The sequence below is a fragment of the Rhodococcus sp. NPDC060086 genome (assembly GCF_042730275.1).
Taxonomy (GTDB): Bacteria; Actinomycetota; Actinomycetes; order Mycobacteriales; family Mycobacteriaceae; genus Rhodococcus.
In genome coordinates, this window is the sequence record NZ_JBHWWZ010000032.1 from 1 (window position 1) to 16,772 (window position 16,772).

Below are 16,772 nucleotides of genomic sequence, written 5' to 3' on the forward strand. Positions count from 1 at the left end.
GTTCACCTCAGTGAGCGCGCCCCGCCGGTCATTCGAAGTCTGAAATTTCGGACTCGACGGAATTGCGCGATATGCCGAATCGACGCGTGACGACGGGCGCGAATGACTCGAAAGGGTTTCTCGGTTCGCGCTTCCGAGAAGAACTTTCAGCGAGGGCGCGTGGGTTCCGTGCAGATTGTCCGTTTCTGCGAAACACGTCGATGATCAGGCGAAACCCGGAATTGTCAGGCAGATCGCCGTAGCCGATCCGGTGGCGGCGGACCTTGGTCCCGTGTCGATGGGGGATTCCGTACGCCCTGCCGGTGACCGCGACGATGTAGATTGTTCGGTGATGACCGCAACATTGGCAGACCCCGTTTCGAAGGTAGTGCAGGCAGCCGAGAAGCTGCTCACTCGTCGTACCGGCGCCCCGGTCACCCTCGCAGATCCTGTGGATCTCGGTGGCAGTGGCCGATCGGTGGTGCTCCGCGTCCGAGTTGCTGCCAACCCCTTCTCGTTGCCGCGCACCCTCGTTCTGAAGCAGGTGCCGCCGGCCCGTGGTGCCGGCCATGTCGACCTGCGCGGCGCGGCAACGGACGAAGAGGTTGCCTTCCTTCGCGAAGCCGTCTCGTACCAGTTCGCAACAGCGCTCGCCAAAGACCACCGGCCAGGTGCCGAGCTGCTCGCCTACGACTTCGAGACCCGACTTCTGGTGCTCAGCGACCTCGGCGACGCCACCCCGCTGGCGACATTGCTGCGGAGTGGCGACACCGACACCGTCGGAAACACGCTCATGGCGCTCGCGCAGGCGCTCGGCCGCATGCATGCCGCGACTGTCGGCCGTGAGGAAGATTTCTCGGCTCTGCTCCGCCGGGCCGGCGTCGCGTCCGTCAGCGATGCCGTTGCCGAACAGGCCATCGACGCGGTCCGGGGTGTACCCGAACTGCTCGCAGCCGATTTCGGACTCGCCGTTCCCCAGTCGGTGCTCGACCGCGCGGAACGCGCCGCGAAGCTGTTCACCGGAGGCCGCTTCCGCGCCTTCAGCCCGTCGGATCTCTGCCCCGACAATGTCGTCGTCGGCGACGACGGGGTGCAGTTCCTCGATTACGAATGGGGTGGATTCCGCGACGCGACGCTCGACATCGCGTACGCGCTCACCTCGTTCCCGCTGTGCCTGTGCGCGGCACCCCTGACCTCCGATCGGGTACGGGACATGGCCGATGCATGGCGCGCCGAGGTGGTGGGCATGTGGCCGCAGCTCGCCTACGACGAAGTTCTCGCCGAGCGTCTCCTCGACGCCCAACTTGCCTGCGTCTGGTTGAGTACGCACCTGTTCCTGCCCGAGGATCACGCCCGTATCGCATCGGTGCGCGCCCACGAACTGTCCATGACGCGACTCCCAGCGCTGAGTTCTCGGTGGTCACTGCTGGCGGATTTCGCGACCGGCGCCGGCCACGACGACGTTGCAGCACACGCGCGGGCGGTCCTCGAACGCCTGGACCAGCGCGTCGCGGGTTGATGTCTCTGCTGCACGCCCGGCCGGTGAACGGCACATTCGCTCAGAAGGTGGTGGCGCTTGTAGCGTCGACGGAGTGAGTGATCTTTTCGGGGCAAACGACCCGTCGTCCGAACCGGACGCCCTGTTCGAGGCGCCGCGCGAGCCCGAGCCGGACCCCGAACCGTCGATCCGCCGTGCCCCCGTCGGCCCGACCGGGCCGAACGCACCGCTGGCGGCACGGATGCGTCCGGCGAACCTGGACGAGGTCCTCGGCCAGCAGCACCTGCTCGAGCCGGGCGCTCCGCTGCGGCGACTCGTCGAAGGGTCCGGCGCCGCCTCCGTCGTCCTCTATGGGCCTCCGGGCACCGGCAAGACCACCCTCGCGTCGCTCATCTCCGGGGCCACCGGTCGGCGCTTCGAGGCCCTCTCCGCGTTGTCTGCAGGTGTCAAAGACGTCCGTGCCGTCATCGACCTGGCACGCCGCCGGCTGACTCAGGGTGAGCAGACCGTGTTGTTCATCGACGAAGTCCATCGGTTCTCCAAGACCCAGCAGGACGCGCTGCTCGCGGCGGTCGAGAACCGGATCGTGCTGCTCGTCGCTGCGACCACCGAAAACCCGTCCTTCTCCGTCGTCGCACCGTTGCTGTCGCGTTCTCTGGTGCTGCAGTTGCAGCCACTCGGGCCGGACGACATCCGTGCACTGCTCGACCGCGCCCGCACGGATCCGCGGGGTCTCGGCGGGACGGTCACGCTGACCGATGAAGCACTCGATCACCTCGTGCGACTCGCAGGTGGCGACGCCCGCCGGGCGCTGACGGCGTTGGAGGCCTCCTCGGAGACCGCATTGGACCGTGCCGGTGACACCGATGCGGTCATCGACCTCCGGACCGTCGAGTCCAGTATCGACAAGGCGGCGGTCCGGTACGACCGCGACGGAGATCAGCATTACGACGTCGCCAGTGCCTTCATCAAGTCGCTGCGAGGCTCCGACGTCGATGCAGCATTGCACTACCTCGCCCGGATGATCGTCGCGGGGGAGGATCCGAGATTCATCGCGCGGCGTCTGATGATCCAGGCCAGTGAAGAGGTCGGTATGGCCGATCCCACCGCGCTCCAGGCGGCCGTGGCCGCTGCCCAGGTGGTCCAGCAGGTCGGCATGCCCGAGGCGCAATTAGCACTCGCGCAGGCCACCATCCACATCGCGACGGCGCCGAAGTCCGGGTCGGTGACCGCCGCGCTCTTCGCTGCGATCGGCGATGTGAAGGCAGGTAAGGCCGGGGCCGTCCCGAGTCACTTGCGTGACGGTCACTACCAGGGTGCGCAGAAGCTCGGCAATGCCATCGGCTACCGGTATCCGCACGACCACCCGGACGGAGTCCTCGCACAGCAGTACCCGCCCGACGAGCTGGTGGGCGTCGACTATTACGAGCCGACAGGCCACGGTGTCGAGCGTGAATTGTCGTCACGAGTACCGAAGCTCCGTCGGATCGTGCGCGGCGAGCGGTAGCGAGTCCGCCGCCCCATCCGAGCGAACGGCACACCCGATCGATCTGAGGAGACGAACGGCACTTTCGCTCGGATAGGAGCGGAGCGACGAGGACCAGAGGGGGCGCGATAAGGTGATATATGGCCGATTCGCGTGATCGGTAGCCCATGCCGGGCAGCTCCGCAACCGCCAGACCACAAAGGACCATCGACGTGCAGACCCACGAGATCCGCAGGCGCTTTCTCGACCACTTCGTGAAGGCCGGCCACACCGAAGTGCCGAGTGCCTCGCTGATCCTGGCCGACCCGAACCTGCTGTTCGTCAACGCAGGCATGGTCCCGTTCGTGCCGTTCTTCCTCGGGCAGCAGACCCCGCCCTACTCGCGGGCGACCTCGGTGCAGAAGTGTGTACGCACCCTCGACATCGAAGAGGTGGGCATCACCACCCGGCACAACACCTTCTTCCAGATGGCAGGCAACTTCTCGTTCGGCGACTACTTCAAGGAAGAGGCCATCACGCACGCGTGGTCGCTGCTCACCGACGCCGCCGACGAGGGCGGATACGGGATCGACCCCGAAAAGCTTTGGGCGACGGTCTATCTCGATGACGACGAGGCCTACTCGATCTGGCACGACAAGATCGGTCTCCCGGCCGAGCGGATCCAGCGCCGCGGCATGAAGGACAACTACTGGTCGATGGGCATCCCCGGCCCGTGCGGCCCGTGCTCGGAGATCTTCTACGACCGCGGCCCCGACTACGGCATGGAAGGCGGCCCCGAGGCCGACGAGGACCGCTACATCGAGATCTGGAATCTCGTGTTCATGCAGAACGAGCGTGGCGAGGGCACCAGCAAGGACGACTTCGAGATCCTCGGCCCGCTGCCGAAGAAGAACATCGACACCGGCATGGGCGTCGAGCGTGTCGCGTTCCTGCTGCAGGGCGTCGAAAACGTCTACGAGACGGACCTGCTGCGCCCGGTCATCGACAAGGCACAGGAACTGACCGGCAGCCGCTACGGCGCCGACCACAGCTCCGACGTGCGTTTCCGGGTGATCGCCGACCATGCGCGCACCGCCGCGATGCTCATCGTCGACGGCGTCAACCCCGGTAACGACGGCCGCGGCTACGTGTTGCGCCGCCTGCTGCGCCGCATCGTCCGATCGGCACGGCTGCTCGGTGCGGATCGGCCGGTCATGGCCGAGTTCATGGCTGTCGTCCGCGACACCATGGCCCCGTCGTACCCCGAACTCGCCACCGACTTCTCGCGCATCGAGACCGTTTCCGTGGGTGAGGAGACCGCGTTTCTCAAGACCCTCGGCACCGGAAGCAAGCTGTTCGAAGGTGCTGTCGAGTCGGCGAAGGCGCAGGGCAGGGCTGTACTCGGCGGTGCCGAGGCCTTCGCGCTGCACGACACCTACGGGTTCCCGATCGACCTGACCCTAGAGATGGCGTCCGAGGCCGGACTCACGGTCGACGAGGACGGTTTCCGTTCGCTGATGGCCGAGCAGCGGCAGCGCGCCAAGGACGACGCCCGCGCGCGCAAGCATGCGCACGCCGACCTGACCGTCTACAAGGAACTGCTCGACCGCGGCCCCACCGAGTTCACCGGCTTCAACGAACTCGTCTCGGAGGCGCACGTACTGGCCGTCATCACCGGTGGTGAGCGCCTGCATGCGGCGAGCGCCGGACAGGACGTCGAGCTGATCCTCGACCGGAGCCCGCTGTATGCGGAGGCCGGCGGTCAGATCGCCGACCTCGGCACCATCACCGCGACCGGTCTGCGCGTGAAGGTCAACGACGTGCAGAAGATCGCCAAGCAACTGTGGGTGCACAAGGTCACGGTGCTCGAAGGTCAGGTTGTCGAAGGTGACGCCGTCCTCGTGCAGGTCGATCCGGAATGGCGTAAGGGCGCCACGCAGGGACACTCGGGCACTCACCTGGTGCATGCCGCGCTGCGGGAGGTCCTCGGCCCGAACGCGGTGCAGGCGGGCTCGCTCAACAAGCCCGGCTACCTGCGTTTCGATTTCTCGTGGCCCGGTGCACTGTCGGAACAGCAGAAGCAGGACATCGAAACCGTCACCAACGAAGCCGTCGCCGCGAACTACGCGGTGAACACCTTCGTCACCGACCTGGACAAGGCCAAGAAGATGGGCGCGATGGCGCTCTTCGGCGAGAACTACGGCGACGAAGTGCGCGTCGTGGAGATCGGCGGGCCGTTCTCGATGGAACTGTGCGGCGGCACTCACGTACAGCACTCGTCGCACGTCGGCACCGTCACGCTGCTCGGCGAGCAGTCGGTCGGATCGGGTGTCCGCCGCGTGGAGGCCTACGTCGGCCTGGACTCCTATCGGCACCTGGCGAAGGAGCGCGCGTTGCTCGCGGGTCTGTCGTCGACCCTCAAGGTGCCCTCGGACGAGGTTCCGGGGCGAGTCGAATCGCTTCTCGAGCGGCTCAAGGTTGCCGAGAAGGAACTCGAGAAGACGCGCGCCGCGAACGTCGCTGCTGCGGCCGGTTCGTTCGCCGACAAGGCCGAGCGCATGGGCGAGCTCCTCGTCGTCGCCGGTCGGGCACCCGAAGGCGTGTCGGGTAATGCCCTGCGCACCTTGGTGTCCGACGTTCGTGGGCGTCTCGGCAGCGACCCGGTCGTGGTGCTGCTCCTCGGCAGTGCCGACGAAAAGGTACCGTTCGTCGTGGCGACCAACGACGCTGCTCGGGCCGCGGGCATCAAGGCCGGCGACCTCGTGTCGAGCTTCGGACCGGCGATCGGTGGTCGCGGCGGCGGCAAGCCCGACATGGCCCAGGGACAGGGGACCGACGCCTCGGGAATCGATGCGGCGCTCGACGCGTTCCGTAGCCGGCTGCGCGAGCTGGCCGGCTGATCGTGGCAGAGCTGCCCGGCCCCGATCGTCCCGGTTCGGATGATCCGGGCCGGGGACGTCGTATCGGCATCGATGTCGGCAGTGTGCGCATCGGGGTGGCCTCCTGCGACCCCGACTGCATCCTCGCTACCCCGGTCGAGACTGTGCCTCGGTCCAAGGACCGCGGCCCCGACGCGCCCGACATCCGGCGCATTGTCCAGATCGTTATGGAATACGAGGCGGTTGAGGTTATCGTCGGGCTGCCGCAGACCCTGCGCGGTGAGCCGGGCAAAGCCGCGAAACTGACGAGCGAATTCGCGCGTCGACTTCGTCGGCAGATCCCCGAGGTTCCCGTTCGGATGGCCGACGAACGTTTCACCACGGTCACTGCGGCGCGTGCGCTTCGCGACAGTGGAGTCAGCGCGCGCGGTGCGCGGCCGGTGATCGACCAGGCCGCGGCCGTCGCCATCTTGCAAGGTTGGTTGGACGAGCGGAGTGCAACATTGAACGTGGCAGACGGGGACCAGGGGAGCGGCCGGTGACCCGAGACGGACGGTACGGCGGCGACGACACTCCCGATGCTCGGCAGGGCGGAATGTTCAGCGATCCCTACGCCGGCAACTACGACACCGCCGGCCGCTACACCCCCCCACCCCCGGCCGCGGCGCCGCCGCGCGACGAGTACGGCCAGGCCCGATCTGCACGTGGTCGGCATCCGGACGACGATCCCACCAACGTGCTGCATTTCGAGGAGGGCGTGTTCGACGGGCCGCCGCCACAGGAGCCTCGGGCCGAAGACGGTCCCCGGCAACCGAGCAGCGACGACGAATACGTCGGTGGTTACTCGTATGCCCAGCGTCGAAAGGACGACTACAGCGACGGTCACTATGACGGGGCAGGCTACGACGGTGCAGGCTACGGCGAGTCCGGTGTGTTCGATCGGACCGAGACCATCGCCGCGGTACCTGCCGACGACGAAGCAGATGACCAGTCGTGGGACGACGACGAGCGCGCTGCCCCGGCCGCGGTAGGGGCTACGGCGGCACAGCGAGCCGAGACCACGGCGTCGTCGAAGCGCCGGAAACGAGGCAAGGTCGTCGGTTCGCTGGCGGCGGTGCTGTTGCTCATCGTGGTGGTCGGTGGTGGCTACTTCGCCTACGACCGGTTCCTGGGGCCCGGACTGCCGCCCGATTTCACCGGCCCCGCGGGTCCGGTGGCCATCGTGCAGGTCAATTCGGGCGAGACCGCAACCGAGATCGGCCGTGAGGCCGCTGACAAGGGTGTGGTCGCCAGTGCCGACGCGTTCTACAACGCCGCGGTGCAGAATGCCGGCATGAACGCCGTGCACCCCGGCTTCTACGCAATCCCCACCAACGTCTCCGGAGTCGATGCGGTCAGCGCACTCGTGGCCCCGGAGAGCCGGGTGGGTGCGCTCGTCGTCTCGGAGGGACGTCAGCTCCACGACATCCGCGACGTCAACACCGGGGCTGTCCGCAAGGGCATCTACACCCTCATCGCGGAATCGAGTTGCTACGACGATGTCGGTGCGACGCAGTGTCTGACCTACGAGGAACTCGCTGCGGCCGGGGCCACCACCGATCTCGATGCGCTCGGGGTGCCGGTGTGGGCCCGCGACGCCGTGGCGCAGGTCCCGGATCGGGAGCGTCAACTCGAAGGCCTCATCGCGGCGGGTAGCTGGGATTTCGACCCGTCGGCCGAACCCGTCGAGGTGCTGCGCACGCTCGTGACCGGAAGCGCTGCCCGGTACGACGAGACAGGGATCGTAGAGGCTGCACCGACAGTGGGTCTGACGCCGTACGAGATGCTCGTCGCCGCGTCACTGGTCGAGCGTGAAGCCCTGCCGGACGATTTCGCACGGGTCGCGCGGGTGATCCTCAACCGACTCGAGATCGACCAGATGCTGCAGTTCGACTCCACGGTCAACTACGCGCTCGACGAGACCGAACTCGCGACCACCGACGCGGACCGCGCCCGCGTCACCCCGTGGAACACGTACGCGAGCGTCGGTCTGCCTGCGACCCCGATCTCATCACCGAGCATCGGTGCTCTGCAGGCAGTGGAGAACCCGGAAACGGGCGACTGGACGTACTTCGTGACGATCGACGACCAGGGCACCACCCTGTTCGCCGATACCTACGACGAACACCTCGTCAACACTCGTCTGGCTCTCGAAAGCGGAATCCTCGACAGTGGTAGATGACAGCACGAACACATCTCGCACGACTGCGCCTCGAAAAGCAGCGGTACTCGGTAGCCCGATCGGACATTCGAAGTCTCCACTGCTCCATCTCGCCGCGTATCGGGCACTCGGACTGACCGACTGGACCTACGAGCGCATCGAATGCTCGGGTGAGCAGCTGCCGGGGCTCGTGTCGGGTCTCGGCGACGAGTGGGTCGGCCTGTCCGTCACGATGCCCGGCAAGTTCGCGGCGCTCGAGTTCGCTACCGAACGCACTGCGCGGGCGGTGGCGATCGGCTCGGCGAACACCCTCCTCCGGATCGAGGGAGGCTGGCGGGCCGACTGCACCGACATCGACGGTGTCAGCGGTGCGCTCGGCACCATCGGCGTGACCGATCTGACGGGACGATCTGCGGTGGTCGTCGGCAACGGCGGCACCTCACGCCCCGCGATCGTCGGCCTTGCCGACCTGGGTGTCCGCGAGGTGACGATCGTGGCGCGCTCGGAGCAGCGGGCCGCCGAGACCTTCGACTGCGCCGCGGCGGTGGGTGTCACGCCGCGGTGGGTGTCGTTCGACGATCCGGCGCTTGGGGAGGTGTGCGCTGCATCCGGAGCGTTGGTCTCGACGGTGCCTGCTGCTGCGGCAGCACCGTATGCCGAGGCGTTGGCGCAGGCTCCGTTCATTCTCGATGCGATCTACGATCCGTGGCCGACCCCGCTGGGTGCCGCCGCACAGGCGCGGGGCAGCGTCGTCGTATCCGGCCTGTACATGCTGCTGCACCAGGCGTTCGGCCAGGTCGAACAGTTCACGGGCCGCCCCGCACCGAAGGAGGCGATGGCGGCGGCCGTCGGCCTCGGCTAGAGAATCGAGGACATTCCGGTTCGGTTGTCGAAGCGGATGTCGAATCAGATACCTATGCACCACCCGGCCGAACAGGCGGGCAACGGCGGTTCCTGCTGCGGCGACGCGACGAGCTCAGCCCGCCGTAGTGCTCGTCTCGTCCTTCTGCCACGGCCACCGGCCTTCGATCTCGAGCTGGAGCGACCAGCTGAGGAAGGTACGGATGAAGACGATGACCGCGAGCACCCCTACCGACGTGAACGTGGGCGTGACCGCGACGGTCTTGATGATGTCCGCCGCGACCAGGAACTCGAGCCCGAGCAGGATCGACCGCCCGAGATTGCGGCGATAGGGCTCATAGATTTTCGTGCCGTTCCTGCGTCGCCAGGAATCCAGCGCGATCCAGGTGGATACCGTCGCTCCGAGCACGATCGCCGCGACGCCGACGATATCGATCGCGGATCCGACGTGCTCGAGAAGTTCTGGCACCTGCATCCGCGAAGCTCCTCCCACACCCGGGGCGACCCATCTGCTCATGCTTGCACGCCGAGTTGTCCACAGGGACCGCATCGATCCACAGATTCGATGATTCCGGCGTCGGTTGCTCCCACAGGCCGCGCGAAAGGCTCATGCTGCAACGCGTGATTCTCGTCGTGATGGTGTTTCTGGGAGTGGTGGCCGGTGTACTTGTGCGGAAGCTGACCGCGCGACTGTCCGGACAGGAACCGTGGCGCGGAGCATGCGAGATCGCGTGCGCAGCAGGCGCTGCGCTCGCGACCACGGCGCCGTCCGGAGCCGCGATGGCGGCGATCGCGCTGCTGACGTGGTGGTGCGTGTGCGCAAGTGGTGTCGATGTACTGGTGTGCAGGCTTCCCAACGTGCTCACCCTCGGTGGGGGCCCGGTGGTCGTGGCGGCCGGGATCGTTTCGGGCCACGGGCGTGCCGCCGTGGTCGGGGCGGCCCTGCTGACTGCGATGATGCTCGGCGCCCACCTTCTCTCCCCACGCTCGCTGGGTGCGGGCGACGTCAAACTCGCGATCGGGCTCGGCGCTGCGGCCGGCGTCGCCGGAGCACAAGCCTGGATGATCGTGCTGCTGCTCCCGCCGTTGCTCACCGCCGTCGCCGGGTCGCTCCTGCTCCTGTGGCGGCGCGTCCACCCGGCTTGGTCGGGGGATCGGTCTTCCGCTTCCACAGTGGTGCCGCACGGTCCGTCGATGTGTGCCGCGGCGGTGCTGGCAATGCTGTCCGCAGGTTGACCAGGGTGGCGTCACAACTCGCCCGGCGACCATGGAAGGATGGACGCGTGCTGCGCTGGATAACTGCCGGAGAATCCCATGGTCCCGCCCTCGTTGCGATGCTCGAGGGCATGATTGCTGGTGTCGAGGTGACATCGAACGACATCTCGGAGCAGCTCGCGCGGCGACGCCTCGGTTACGGACGCGGTGCGCGCATGAAGTTCGAGGCAGACAAGGTCACCATCATCGGTGGCGTCCGGCACGGACTCACACTCGGCGGTCCCGTCGCCATCGAGATCGGCAACACCGAATGGCCCAAGTGGGAAACCATCATGGCAGCCGACCCGGTCGACCCCGAACTGCTCGCAGGACAGGCGCGCAACGCACCGCTGACCCGCCCTCGGCCCGGCCACGCCGACTATTCGGGCATGCTCAAGTACGGATTCGACGACGCACGTCCCGTGCTCGAACGCGCGAGTGCGCGAGAGACGGCAGCTCGTGTCGCGGCCGGAACCGTGGCCCGCAACTTTCTGCGTCAGGTCTTCGGCGCCGAGGTCATCTCGCATGTCATCTCCATCGGCGCCTCCGACCCCTACGTCGGCCGAGAGCCGTCGGCTGCAGACCTCGACGCGATCGACGCGAGCCCCGTCCGTGCCGTCGACAAGGCAGCGGAAGAGTCGATGATCAGTGAGATCGAGGCCGCCAAGCGCGACGGTGACACCCTCGGCGGTGTCGTCGAGGTCGTGGTGCACGGTCTGCCGGTGGGCCTCGGTTCGTTCGTCAGTGGCGCCGAACGTCTCGATTCCCGCCTTGCCGCGGCGCTGATGGGCATTCAGGCCATCAAGGGTGTCGAGGTCGGCGACGGCTTCGACACCGCGCGTCGCCGCGGTAGCGCCGCCCACGACGAGATGGTGCCCGGATCGGACGGGGTGGTGCGGTCGACCAATCGCGCCGGCGGTCTGGAGGGTGGCATGACCAACGGTGAGGCGCTGCGCGTACGCGCAGCCATGAAGCCGATCTCGACGGTGCCGCGGGCCCTGTCCACCATCGACATGAGCACCGGCGAAGAGGCCGTCGCGATCCATCAGCGTTCCGACGTGTGTGCGGTGCCGGCAGCAGGTGTGGTGGCCGAAGCGATGGTGGCTCTCGTCGTTGCACAGGCGGCGCTCGAGAAGTTCGGTGGCGATTCGCTGGCGGAGACCGCGAGCAACGCCGACCATTACATGAAGGGGATCGCGGCGCGTCCGCCGCGGTGACATCATGGCGCCGCGCGCAGTCCTGATCGGGCCACCCGGGGCAGGAAAGTCCACCATCGGACGTCGGGTCGCCCAGGCCCTCGAGGTGCCGTTGCTCGACACCGACGTGGAGATCGAACGCGTCACCGGACGGACCATCCCCGAGATCTTCACCGAGGACGGTGAGCCGGAGTTCCGCCGAATCGAGGAGCAGGTGGTTGCGGATGCTCTCGCCTCGCACGACGGCGTGGTGTCTCTCGGCGGTGGGGCGATCCTGTCGGAGCGGACCCGAGAGCGACTCGTCGGATGCACGGTGATCTACCTCGAGCTCAGCGTCGCGGAAGGGTTGCGCCGTACCGGGTCGAACACCACTCGTCCGTTGCTCAACGGCGGGGATCCGGCGCAGAAGTACCGTGATCTGATGCGGCGCAGGAGACCGCTGTACCGGAAGTCGGCGACGATCCGGGTGCGGACCGACGGCCGCAGTCCCGGGCGAGTCGTGCAGCAGGTGCTCGCCAAACTCGATCCGGCGCAGAAAGATTCGAACAACACGACCAGCGAAGAGAATCGGAGCAGTACACCGTGACCGAACCGGTACGCATCGACGTCGAAACCTCCCAGCCTTACCCGGTTGTCATCGGACGCGGACTGCTCGGCGACGTCGTGGAGACGCTCGCGGGCACGCGCACAGTAGCGATCTTCCATCAGCCGACGCTGACCGCCACTGCGGAAGCGGTGCGGGAGGCGCTGGCGGAGTCCGGTATCGACGCTCACCGCATCGAGATCCCGGATGCGGAGGACGGCAAGGAACTTGCGGTTGCCGGATTCTGCTGGGAGGTGCTCGGAAAGATCGGGCTCACGCGTTCGGACGCTGTCGTCAGCCTGGGTGGCGGCGCCGCCACCGATCTCGCAGGCTTCGTGGCCGCAACCTGGATGCGGGGCGTGCGCGTCTACCACATTCCGACGACGCTTCTGGCGATGGTCGATGCGGCCGTGGGCGGCAAAACCGGAATCAACACCGAGGCGGGCAAGAACCTGGTGGGGTCGTTCCATGAGCCGTCGGCGGTGTTCGTCGACCTCGCGACCCTCGAGACCGTGCCGCGCAACGAGATCATCGCGGGTCTGGCAGAGGTCATCAAGACCGGGTTCATCGCCGATCCGGTGATCCTCGACTTGATCGAAGAGAATCCGGAGGCCGCGCTCGACGCGACCGGAACCGTGCTGCCCGAGCTGATCCGGCGGTCGGTCGAGGTCAAGGCGAAGGTCGTCGCTGCGGATCTGTTGGAAGCGAGTTTGCGCGAGATCCTCAACTACGGCCACACTCTCGGTCACGCGATCGAGCGCCGCGAGCGGTACAAGTGGCGCCACGGCGCGGCGGTGTCCGTCGGTCTGGTGTTCGCCGCAGAGTTGGGCAGGCTCGCGGGGCGTCTCGACGACGCCACCGCCGATCGGCATCGCACGATCCTCGAATCGGTGGGTCTGCCCACCACGTATGCGGCCGACGCCTTCGGTGATCTGCTTGCGGGCATGCAGACCGACAAGAAGAACCGTGCAGGTTTGCTGCGGTTCGTGGTACTGGACGGGCTTGCGAAACCGGGCCGGCTCGAGGGCCCGGATCCGTCGCTGCTGGCCGCCGCCTATTCCGAGGTGGCACGACAGGGCACGGCCGACGCGGGCACCGTTCTGCTGTAGTCCGTCAGGTGCCGTCAGGTGCCCACGCCGGATCGCGGCCGGTGAGCCCGATCAACCGATCGAGGTCCGATGCGCGATCCGGAACGGGAACCGCCGGACCGAACAGGCCCCCGGCATCTCGCTGCTCATCGGTGATCGACTCGGCGAATGCGGTGCACGCGGCGATCTCGAACGGCGTGCACGAGTACGACCGGCCGGTGGCGACGGCGAGATCCCACCCGTGCACGACGAGTTCGTCGAGCGCGACGAGTCCGGCGATGTTGCCGGGCAGGTCGAGGCCGCCCGCTCGGGTCGGACCCGACCACGCGGCGGGATCCCGCCACGCCAGGCGGAGCGCGGCGAGACGGTCGCGGCCCACCGTTCGCCAGTCGTCGGGCAGATCGGCCGCACCGGGTGAGGGAGCGGCGTCGGTGAAAGCGCCGAGGTCCTTGCGTGCGGCGGCCTCGAACGCGAGGGACAGGCCCAGCACGTGGTCGATGAGAACCCGGACCGGCATCCCGTCGCAGGGTGTGGGCTGATCCAGGTGGTCGTCGTCGATTCCCTCGAGGAGACCGGTCATCCGGTCGGCAGCGGGGGACAGGTCGAGCGTTTCGGCCATGTTCTCTCCTTTGTCGGTGGTTCTGGCAGTACCGACTGCGGCCGGACGGAAAACTGAGCGCTGCTACGGCTCGCGCAGGAATTCGAGCACGGTGTCGGTCTGGCCGAGAATCGCGTGCCCCACACCGGGCAGGACGTGCACGCGAGCGGTGGGCAGGGCGCGTTCGAGCCGCGACGCCGTGCCTGCGGAGTCGAACATCAGGTCGCGGTCGCCGACGATCGCCAGCACCGGTACGTCGATGCCGGCCAGTGCAGCGTCGTCGAACACGGGGAGTCGTTCGGTGCGGGGCCGGAAGATCCCGAAGGTGGTGGTGATCTCGTCGACGACAGGATCGTCGGGGGCGAGCCCGGTCATCCGCGCCGCGGATCGGCGTCGACCCGATTGCCCGAACAGGCTCAGCGCCGCGACTGCGGCGACACGCCCCGTGGTCTGCCGTCCGATCCCTCCCGGGCACAACAGCGCCAGACGGTCGACCCGATCCGGTCTGCGGAGGGTGTAGTCGAGCGCGCTCCACCCGCCGAGCGACATTCCTACCAGGGCGGTACCGGTCAGGCCGAGTGCGTCGAGGACGTCGTCGAGCCACCGTGCAACCGCATCGGTGTCGAGGCGTGGGCGGGACTGGGCACTCAGGCCCGGTTCGCCCACCATGTCCACCGCGAACACCCGGAAGTGCCGCGACCAGGACGCGATGTCGCCCCGCCACGTCGAGGAGTTCGCACCGGATCCGTGCAACAGCACCACGGGAGGCGCATCGGCAGGACCGCACGTGAGGGCGAAGGTCTCGCCCTCACGAGTGTCGACCCGTAGGTGCTCGGCGGGCACCGGCCACGCGTCGAGTTGTTCGCGGTAGCGCCGAATCATTCGAAGACCGCCTGCCTCGGATCGGTAGATGGTGCTCATGAGTCGAGCACCGCCTCGACGGATTCCAGAAGGCGTGCGGTGTCGGCGAGGCTGCCGAGGATGACGACCTTCATGCGACCGCGTTGTTCGTCGTAAACCGTATCGAGACGCAATGTGGTGGCGTCGTCGCGGCGGGCCACCGAGGCAGTGAGCAGGGTGCTGAGGCGATAGGCGGTGTGGGGGTCGACGGCGTCGATCTCGACGATGCTCGACACCTCGCTGTGCCGCTCAGTGGAGGTGCTGTCGCGGAGGGGTGGTGGCACCGGGCGACCGGTGAACGCTTCGAGGTCTTCTCGGGCGATCCGGTATTGCTTGCCGATGCGCACTGCTGGGAGCTTTCCGTCGCGCACGTAGTTGCGGACGGTGCGCACGTGTAATCCCAGGCGCTCTGCGACCTGATCCACTGAATACAAGACTTCCGACATGAAACAACCCTATTGCTCCCTATCTTAAGCTGTCAATAGGGAGCAATAGGGTTGTTTGAGGAATATGGAGTCGGTGTCAGCGGTCGCGGTTGCGAGTCTCCGGATCGACGGCGGGAAACACCTCGGTCGGCGCCTCGTCGTTGCGCCAGGCTTCCGTCGCGGCCATCGCGGGTTCGCGCTCCGGACGGTTCGAGTGGTCGGACCAATCGTCGTCGCCGGGCCTGTCGTGGCGGACGAGGAACCGGCCGACAGCGACCGCGACCATCGCGGGAAGGAACACCAACAGCACTGTGAAGGCGGCGCCGGAGGTCAGTTCGAAGAGCAACGACTTCACGCCCACCGGAATTGCGGTGACAGTGTCGACCAGCCACGTCACGAACCCGCCGACGAGGCCGGTGACCGCACCGGCGGCGAGCCACCGCATCGTCAGATCGTCGCCGTCCTCTGCGTCCGGATGGGCGCGACGGTCGCGGATCCCGTCGAGGCCGGCCCACGCCACCGCCGCGAGAATGACCACGGCCAGCCCTGCCCACCGCAGGATCGACCCCTGCAGCGGCCACTGGATCAGTGCGGCACCGAGCAGGACACGGACCACGACGTGGACCACGGCGAGCCCGAGCCCGCGAAGCAACCAGGGTTTCATGTACCCGAGGGTAACGGCTGCCGGGGCGGGAATGTGTCCGGCCCCACATTTCCTCTGCGCGGTACGTTGAACGACATGCCCGCCGATCATGCTTCCCGCCGCGCGGCACTGCGCGCACTCCTGGCCGACCGCGCCCTCGACGCCCTGCTGGTGACGGATCTGCTCAACATCCGGTACCTCACCGGATTCACCGGATCGAATGCCGCCCTGCTCGTGTCGACCGCCGACGACGGCGACGAATCAGACACCCTGATCTGCACCGACGGCCGCTACCTGTCGCAGGTGGCCGAACAGGTCCCCGATCTCCGCATCGAGATCGCGCGAGCGTCCGCTGCGCATCTGGTCGGCACCGCCGGGCATCGAGCGAGCCGGACATGGGGTTTCGAAAGTCACGTCGTGACCGTCGACGACCGCGCCCGCTGGGACACCCTCGACGCCGCCGTGTCCTTCGCGGCCGCCCCGGGCCTCGTCGAACAGCTGCGCATGGTCAAGGACGAACACGAGATCGACCTGCTCCGACAGGCGTGCGGTTCCGCCGACCGGGCGCTCGCCGACCTGATCGCCGCGGGTGGCCTGCGACCGGGACGTACCGAGAAGGAGGTCGCACGCGACCTCGAATGGCGCATGTTCGAGCACGGCGCCGACGGCATCTCGTTCGAGACGATCGTCGCGGCAGGCGCCAACTCCGCGGTGCCTCACCACCGGCCGACCGGCGCGGTGCTCGCCACCGGGGACTTCGTGAAGTTCGATTTCGGAGCACAGGTCGGCGGCTACCACTCGGACATGACCCGCACCTACGTCCTCGACCGTGCCGCCGACTGGCAGCGCGACGTCTACGACGTGGTGCTACGCGCCCAACGCGCCGGACGGGAGGCCCTTGCGCCGGGAATCGAATGCGCCGACGTGGACGCCGCCGCCCGCTCGGTGATCGCCGCGGCCGGGCACGCAGAGTTGTTCGTGCACGGCCTCGGGCACGGAGTCGGCCTCGAGATCCACGAAGCGCCCGGAATCGGTGCGGCCGCGACCGGTACACTTGTCGCCGGTGCGGCGGTGACCGTCGAGCCGGGTGTGTACTTCCCGGGGCGCGGAGGCGTGCGGATCGAGGACACGCTCGTGGTGCGCGAGCAGTCTCCGGAGCTGTTGACGCTCACCGCCAAGACATTGACCGTCGTATAAGAACGG

Annotated in this window: 16 protein-coding genes; 11 read left to right on the top strand and 5 right to left on the bottom strand. The window is 67.5% G+C overall.

Annotated elements, in window-relative coordinates:
* Window positions 1-331: 331 nt before the first annotated feature.
* From ACFWB0_RS17340 to ACFWB0_RS17365, 6 genes are all read left to right on the top strand, one after another.
* Window positions 332-1,498, top strand: a complete 1,167-nt coding sequence (locus ACFWB0_RS17340) for a kinase (protein ID WP_378491707.1) — start codon at window positions 332-334, stop codon at window positions 1,496-1,498.
* A 73-nt stretch (window positions 1,499-1,571) separates the two neighbouring features.
* Window positions 1,572-2,984 carry a replication-associated recombination protein A gene (locus tag ACFWB0_RS17345; protein WP_378491708.1) on the top strand — a complete coding sequence of 471 codons (1,413 nt, stop codon included), beginning with the start codon at window positions 1,572-1,574 and terminating at the stop codon, window positions 2,982-2,984.
* 191 nt (window positions 2,985-3,175) lie between these two features.
* Window positions 3,176-5,842 (top strand): alanine--tRNA ligase, encoded by a 2,667-nt coding sequence (gene alaS / locus ACFWB0_RS17350; protein ID WP_378491709.1) that lies wholly within the window; start codon window positions 3,176-3,178, stop codon window positions 5,840-5,842.
* Window positions 5,842-6,363: a Holliday junction resolvase RuvX gene (ruvX, locus tag ACFWB0_RS17355; RefSeq protein ID WP_378491758.1), complete on the top strand. Its 522-nt coding sequence runs from the start codon at window positions 5,842-5,844 to the stop codon at window positions 6,361-6,363. The genes alaS and ruvX overlap by 1 nt, the downstream gene beginning before the upstream one ends.
* Complete coding sequence (locus ACFWB0_RS17360) at window positions 6,360-8,042, top strand: endolytic transglycosylase MltG (protein WP_378491710.1); 1,683 nt, start codon at window positions 6,360-6,362, stop codon at window positions 8,040-8,042. The genes ruvX and ACFWB0_RS17360 overlap by 4 nt, the downstream gene beginning before the upstream one ends.
* Window positions 8,032-8,883, top strand: coding sequence for a shikimate dehydrogenase (locus ACFWB0_RS17365; RefSeq protein ID WP_378491711.1), 852 nt, complete (start codon window positions 8,032-8,034; stop codon window positions 8,881-8,883). Before ACFWB0_RS17360 ends, ACFWB0_RS17365 begins: the two co-directional genes overlap by 11 nt.
* Before the next feature lie 114 nt (window positions 8,884-8,997).
* Here ACFWB0_RS17365 and ACFWB0_RS17370 read toward each other — a convergent pair whose 3' ends face one another.
* The gene (locus ACFWB0_RS17370; RefSeq protein ID WP_378491712.1) at window positions 8,998-9,357 is read right to left on the bottom strand and encodes a DUF1622 domain-containing protein; all 360 of its coding nucleotides are present in this window, start codon (window positions 9,355-9,357) and stop codon (window positions 8,998-9,000) included.
* A 146-nt stretch (window positions 9,358-9,503) separates the two neighbouring features.
* Here ACFWB0_RS17370 and ACFWB0_RS17375 point away from each other — a divergent pair, with 146 nt between their 5' ends.
* The 4 genes from ACFWB0_RS17375 to aroB are packed head-to-tail and all read left to right on the top strand — an operon-like array spanning window position 9,504 to window position 13,024.
* The gene (locus ACFWB0_RS17375) at window positions 9,504-10,118 is read left to right on the top strand and encodes a prepilin peptidase (protein ID WP_378491713.1); all 615 of its coding nucleotides are present in this window, start codon (window positions 9,504-9,506) and stop codon (window positions 10,116-10,118) included.
* A 47-nt stretch (window positions 10,119-10,165) separates the two neighbouring features.
* A complete protein-coding gene (aroC, locus tag ACFWB0_RS17380; protein ID WP_378491714.1) occupies window positions 10,166-11,353 on the top strand; it encodes a chorismate synthase in 1,188 nt (395 codons plus the stop codon).
* A gap of 4 nt (window positions 11,354-11,357) precedes the next feature.
* Window positions 11,358-11,918 (top strand): shikimate kinase, encoded by a 561-nt coding sequence (locus tag ACFWB0_RS17385; protein WP_378491715.1) that lies wholly within the window; start codon window positions 11,358-11,360, stop codon window positions 11,916-11,918.
* Window positions 11,915-13,024 carry a 3-dehydroquinate synthase gene (gene aroB / locus ACFWB0_RS17390; RefSeq protein WP_378491716.1) on the top strand — a complete coding sequence of 370 codons (1,110 nt, stop codon included), beginning with the start codon at window positions 11,915-11,917 and terminating at the stop codon, window positions 13,022-13,024. The genes ACFWB0_RS17385 and aroB overlap by 4 nt, the downstream gene beginning before the upstream one ends.
* A gap of 4 nt (window positions 13,025-13,028) precedes the next feature.
* Here the strand turns inward: aroB and ACFWB0_RS17395 are convergent, their stop codons facing one another.
* The 4 genes from ACFWB0_RS17395 to ACFWB0_RS17410 form a co-directional block, all read right to left on the bottom strand.
* A complete protein-coding gene (locus ACFWB0_RS17395) occupies window positions 13,029-13,622 on the bottom strand; it encodes a TIGR03086 family metal-binding protein (protein ID WP_378491717.1) in 594 nt (197 codons plus the stop codon).
* A gap of 63 nt (window positions 13,623-13,685) precedes the next feature.
* The gene (locus tag ACFWB0_RS17400) at window positions 13,686-14,522 is read right to left on the bottom strand and encodes an alpha/beta fold hydrolase (protein WP_378491718.1); all 837 of its coding nucleotides are present in this window, start codon (window positions 14,520-14,522) and stop codon (window positions 13,686-13,688) included.
* Window positions 14,519-14,947 (bottom strand): helix-turn-helix domain-containing protein, encoded by a 429-nt coding sequence (locus tag ACFWB0_RS17405; protein WP_378491719.1) that lies wholly within the window; start codon window positions 14,945-14,947, stop codon window positions 14,519-14,521. Before ACFWB0_RS17405 ends, ACFWB0_RS17400 begins: the two co-directional genes overlap by 4 nt.
* A 76-nt stretch (window positions 14,948-15,023) precedes the next feature.
* Window positions 15,024-15,590 carry a B-4DMT family transporter gene (locus ACFWB0_RS17410; RefSeq protein ID WP_378491720.1) on the bottom strand — a complete coding sequence of 189 codons (567 nt, stop codon included), beginning with the start codon at window positions 15,588-15,590 and terminating at the stop codon, window positions 15,024-15,026.
* A 75-nt stretch (window positions 15,591-15,665) separates the two neighbouring features.
* Between ACFWB0_RS17410 and ACFWB0_RS17415 the strand changes: the two genes are divergently transcribed.
* Window positions 15,666-16,766, top strand: coding sequence for an aminopeptidase P family protein (locus ACFWB0_RS17415; protein ID WP_378491721.1), 1,101 nt, complete (start codon window positions 15,666-15,668; stop codon window positions 16,764-16,766).
* Window positions 16,767-16,772: the final 6 nt, after the last annotated feature.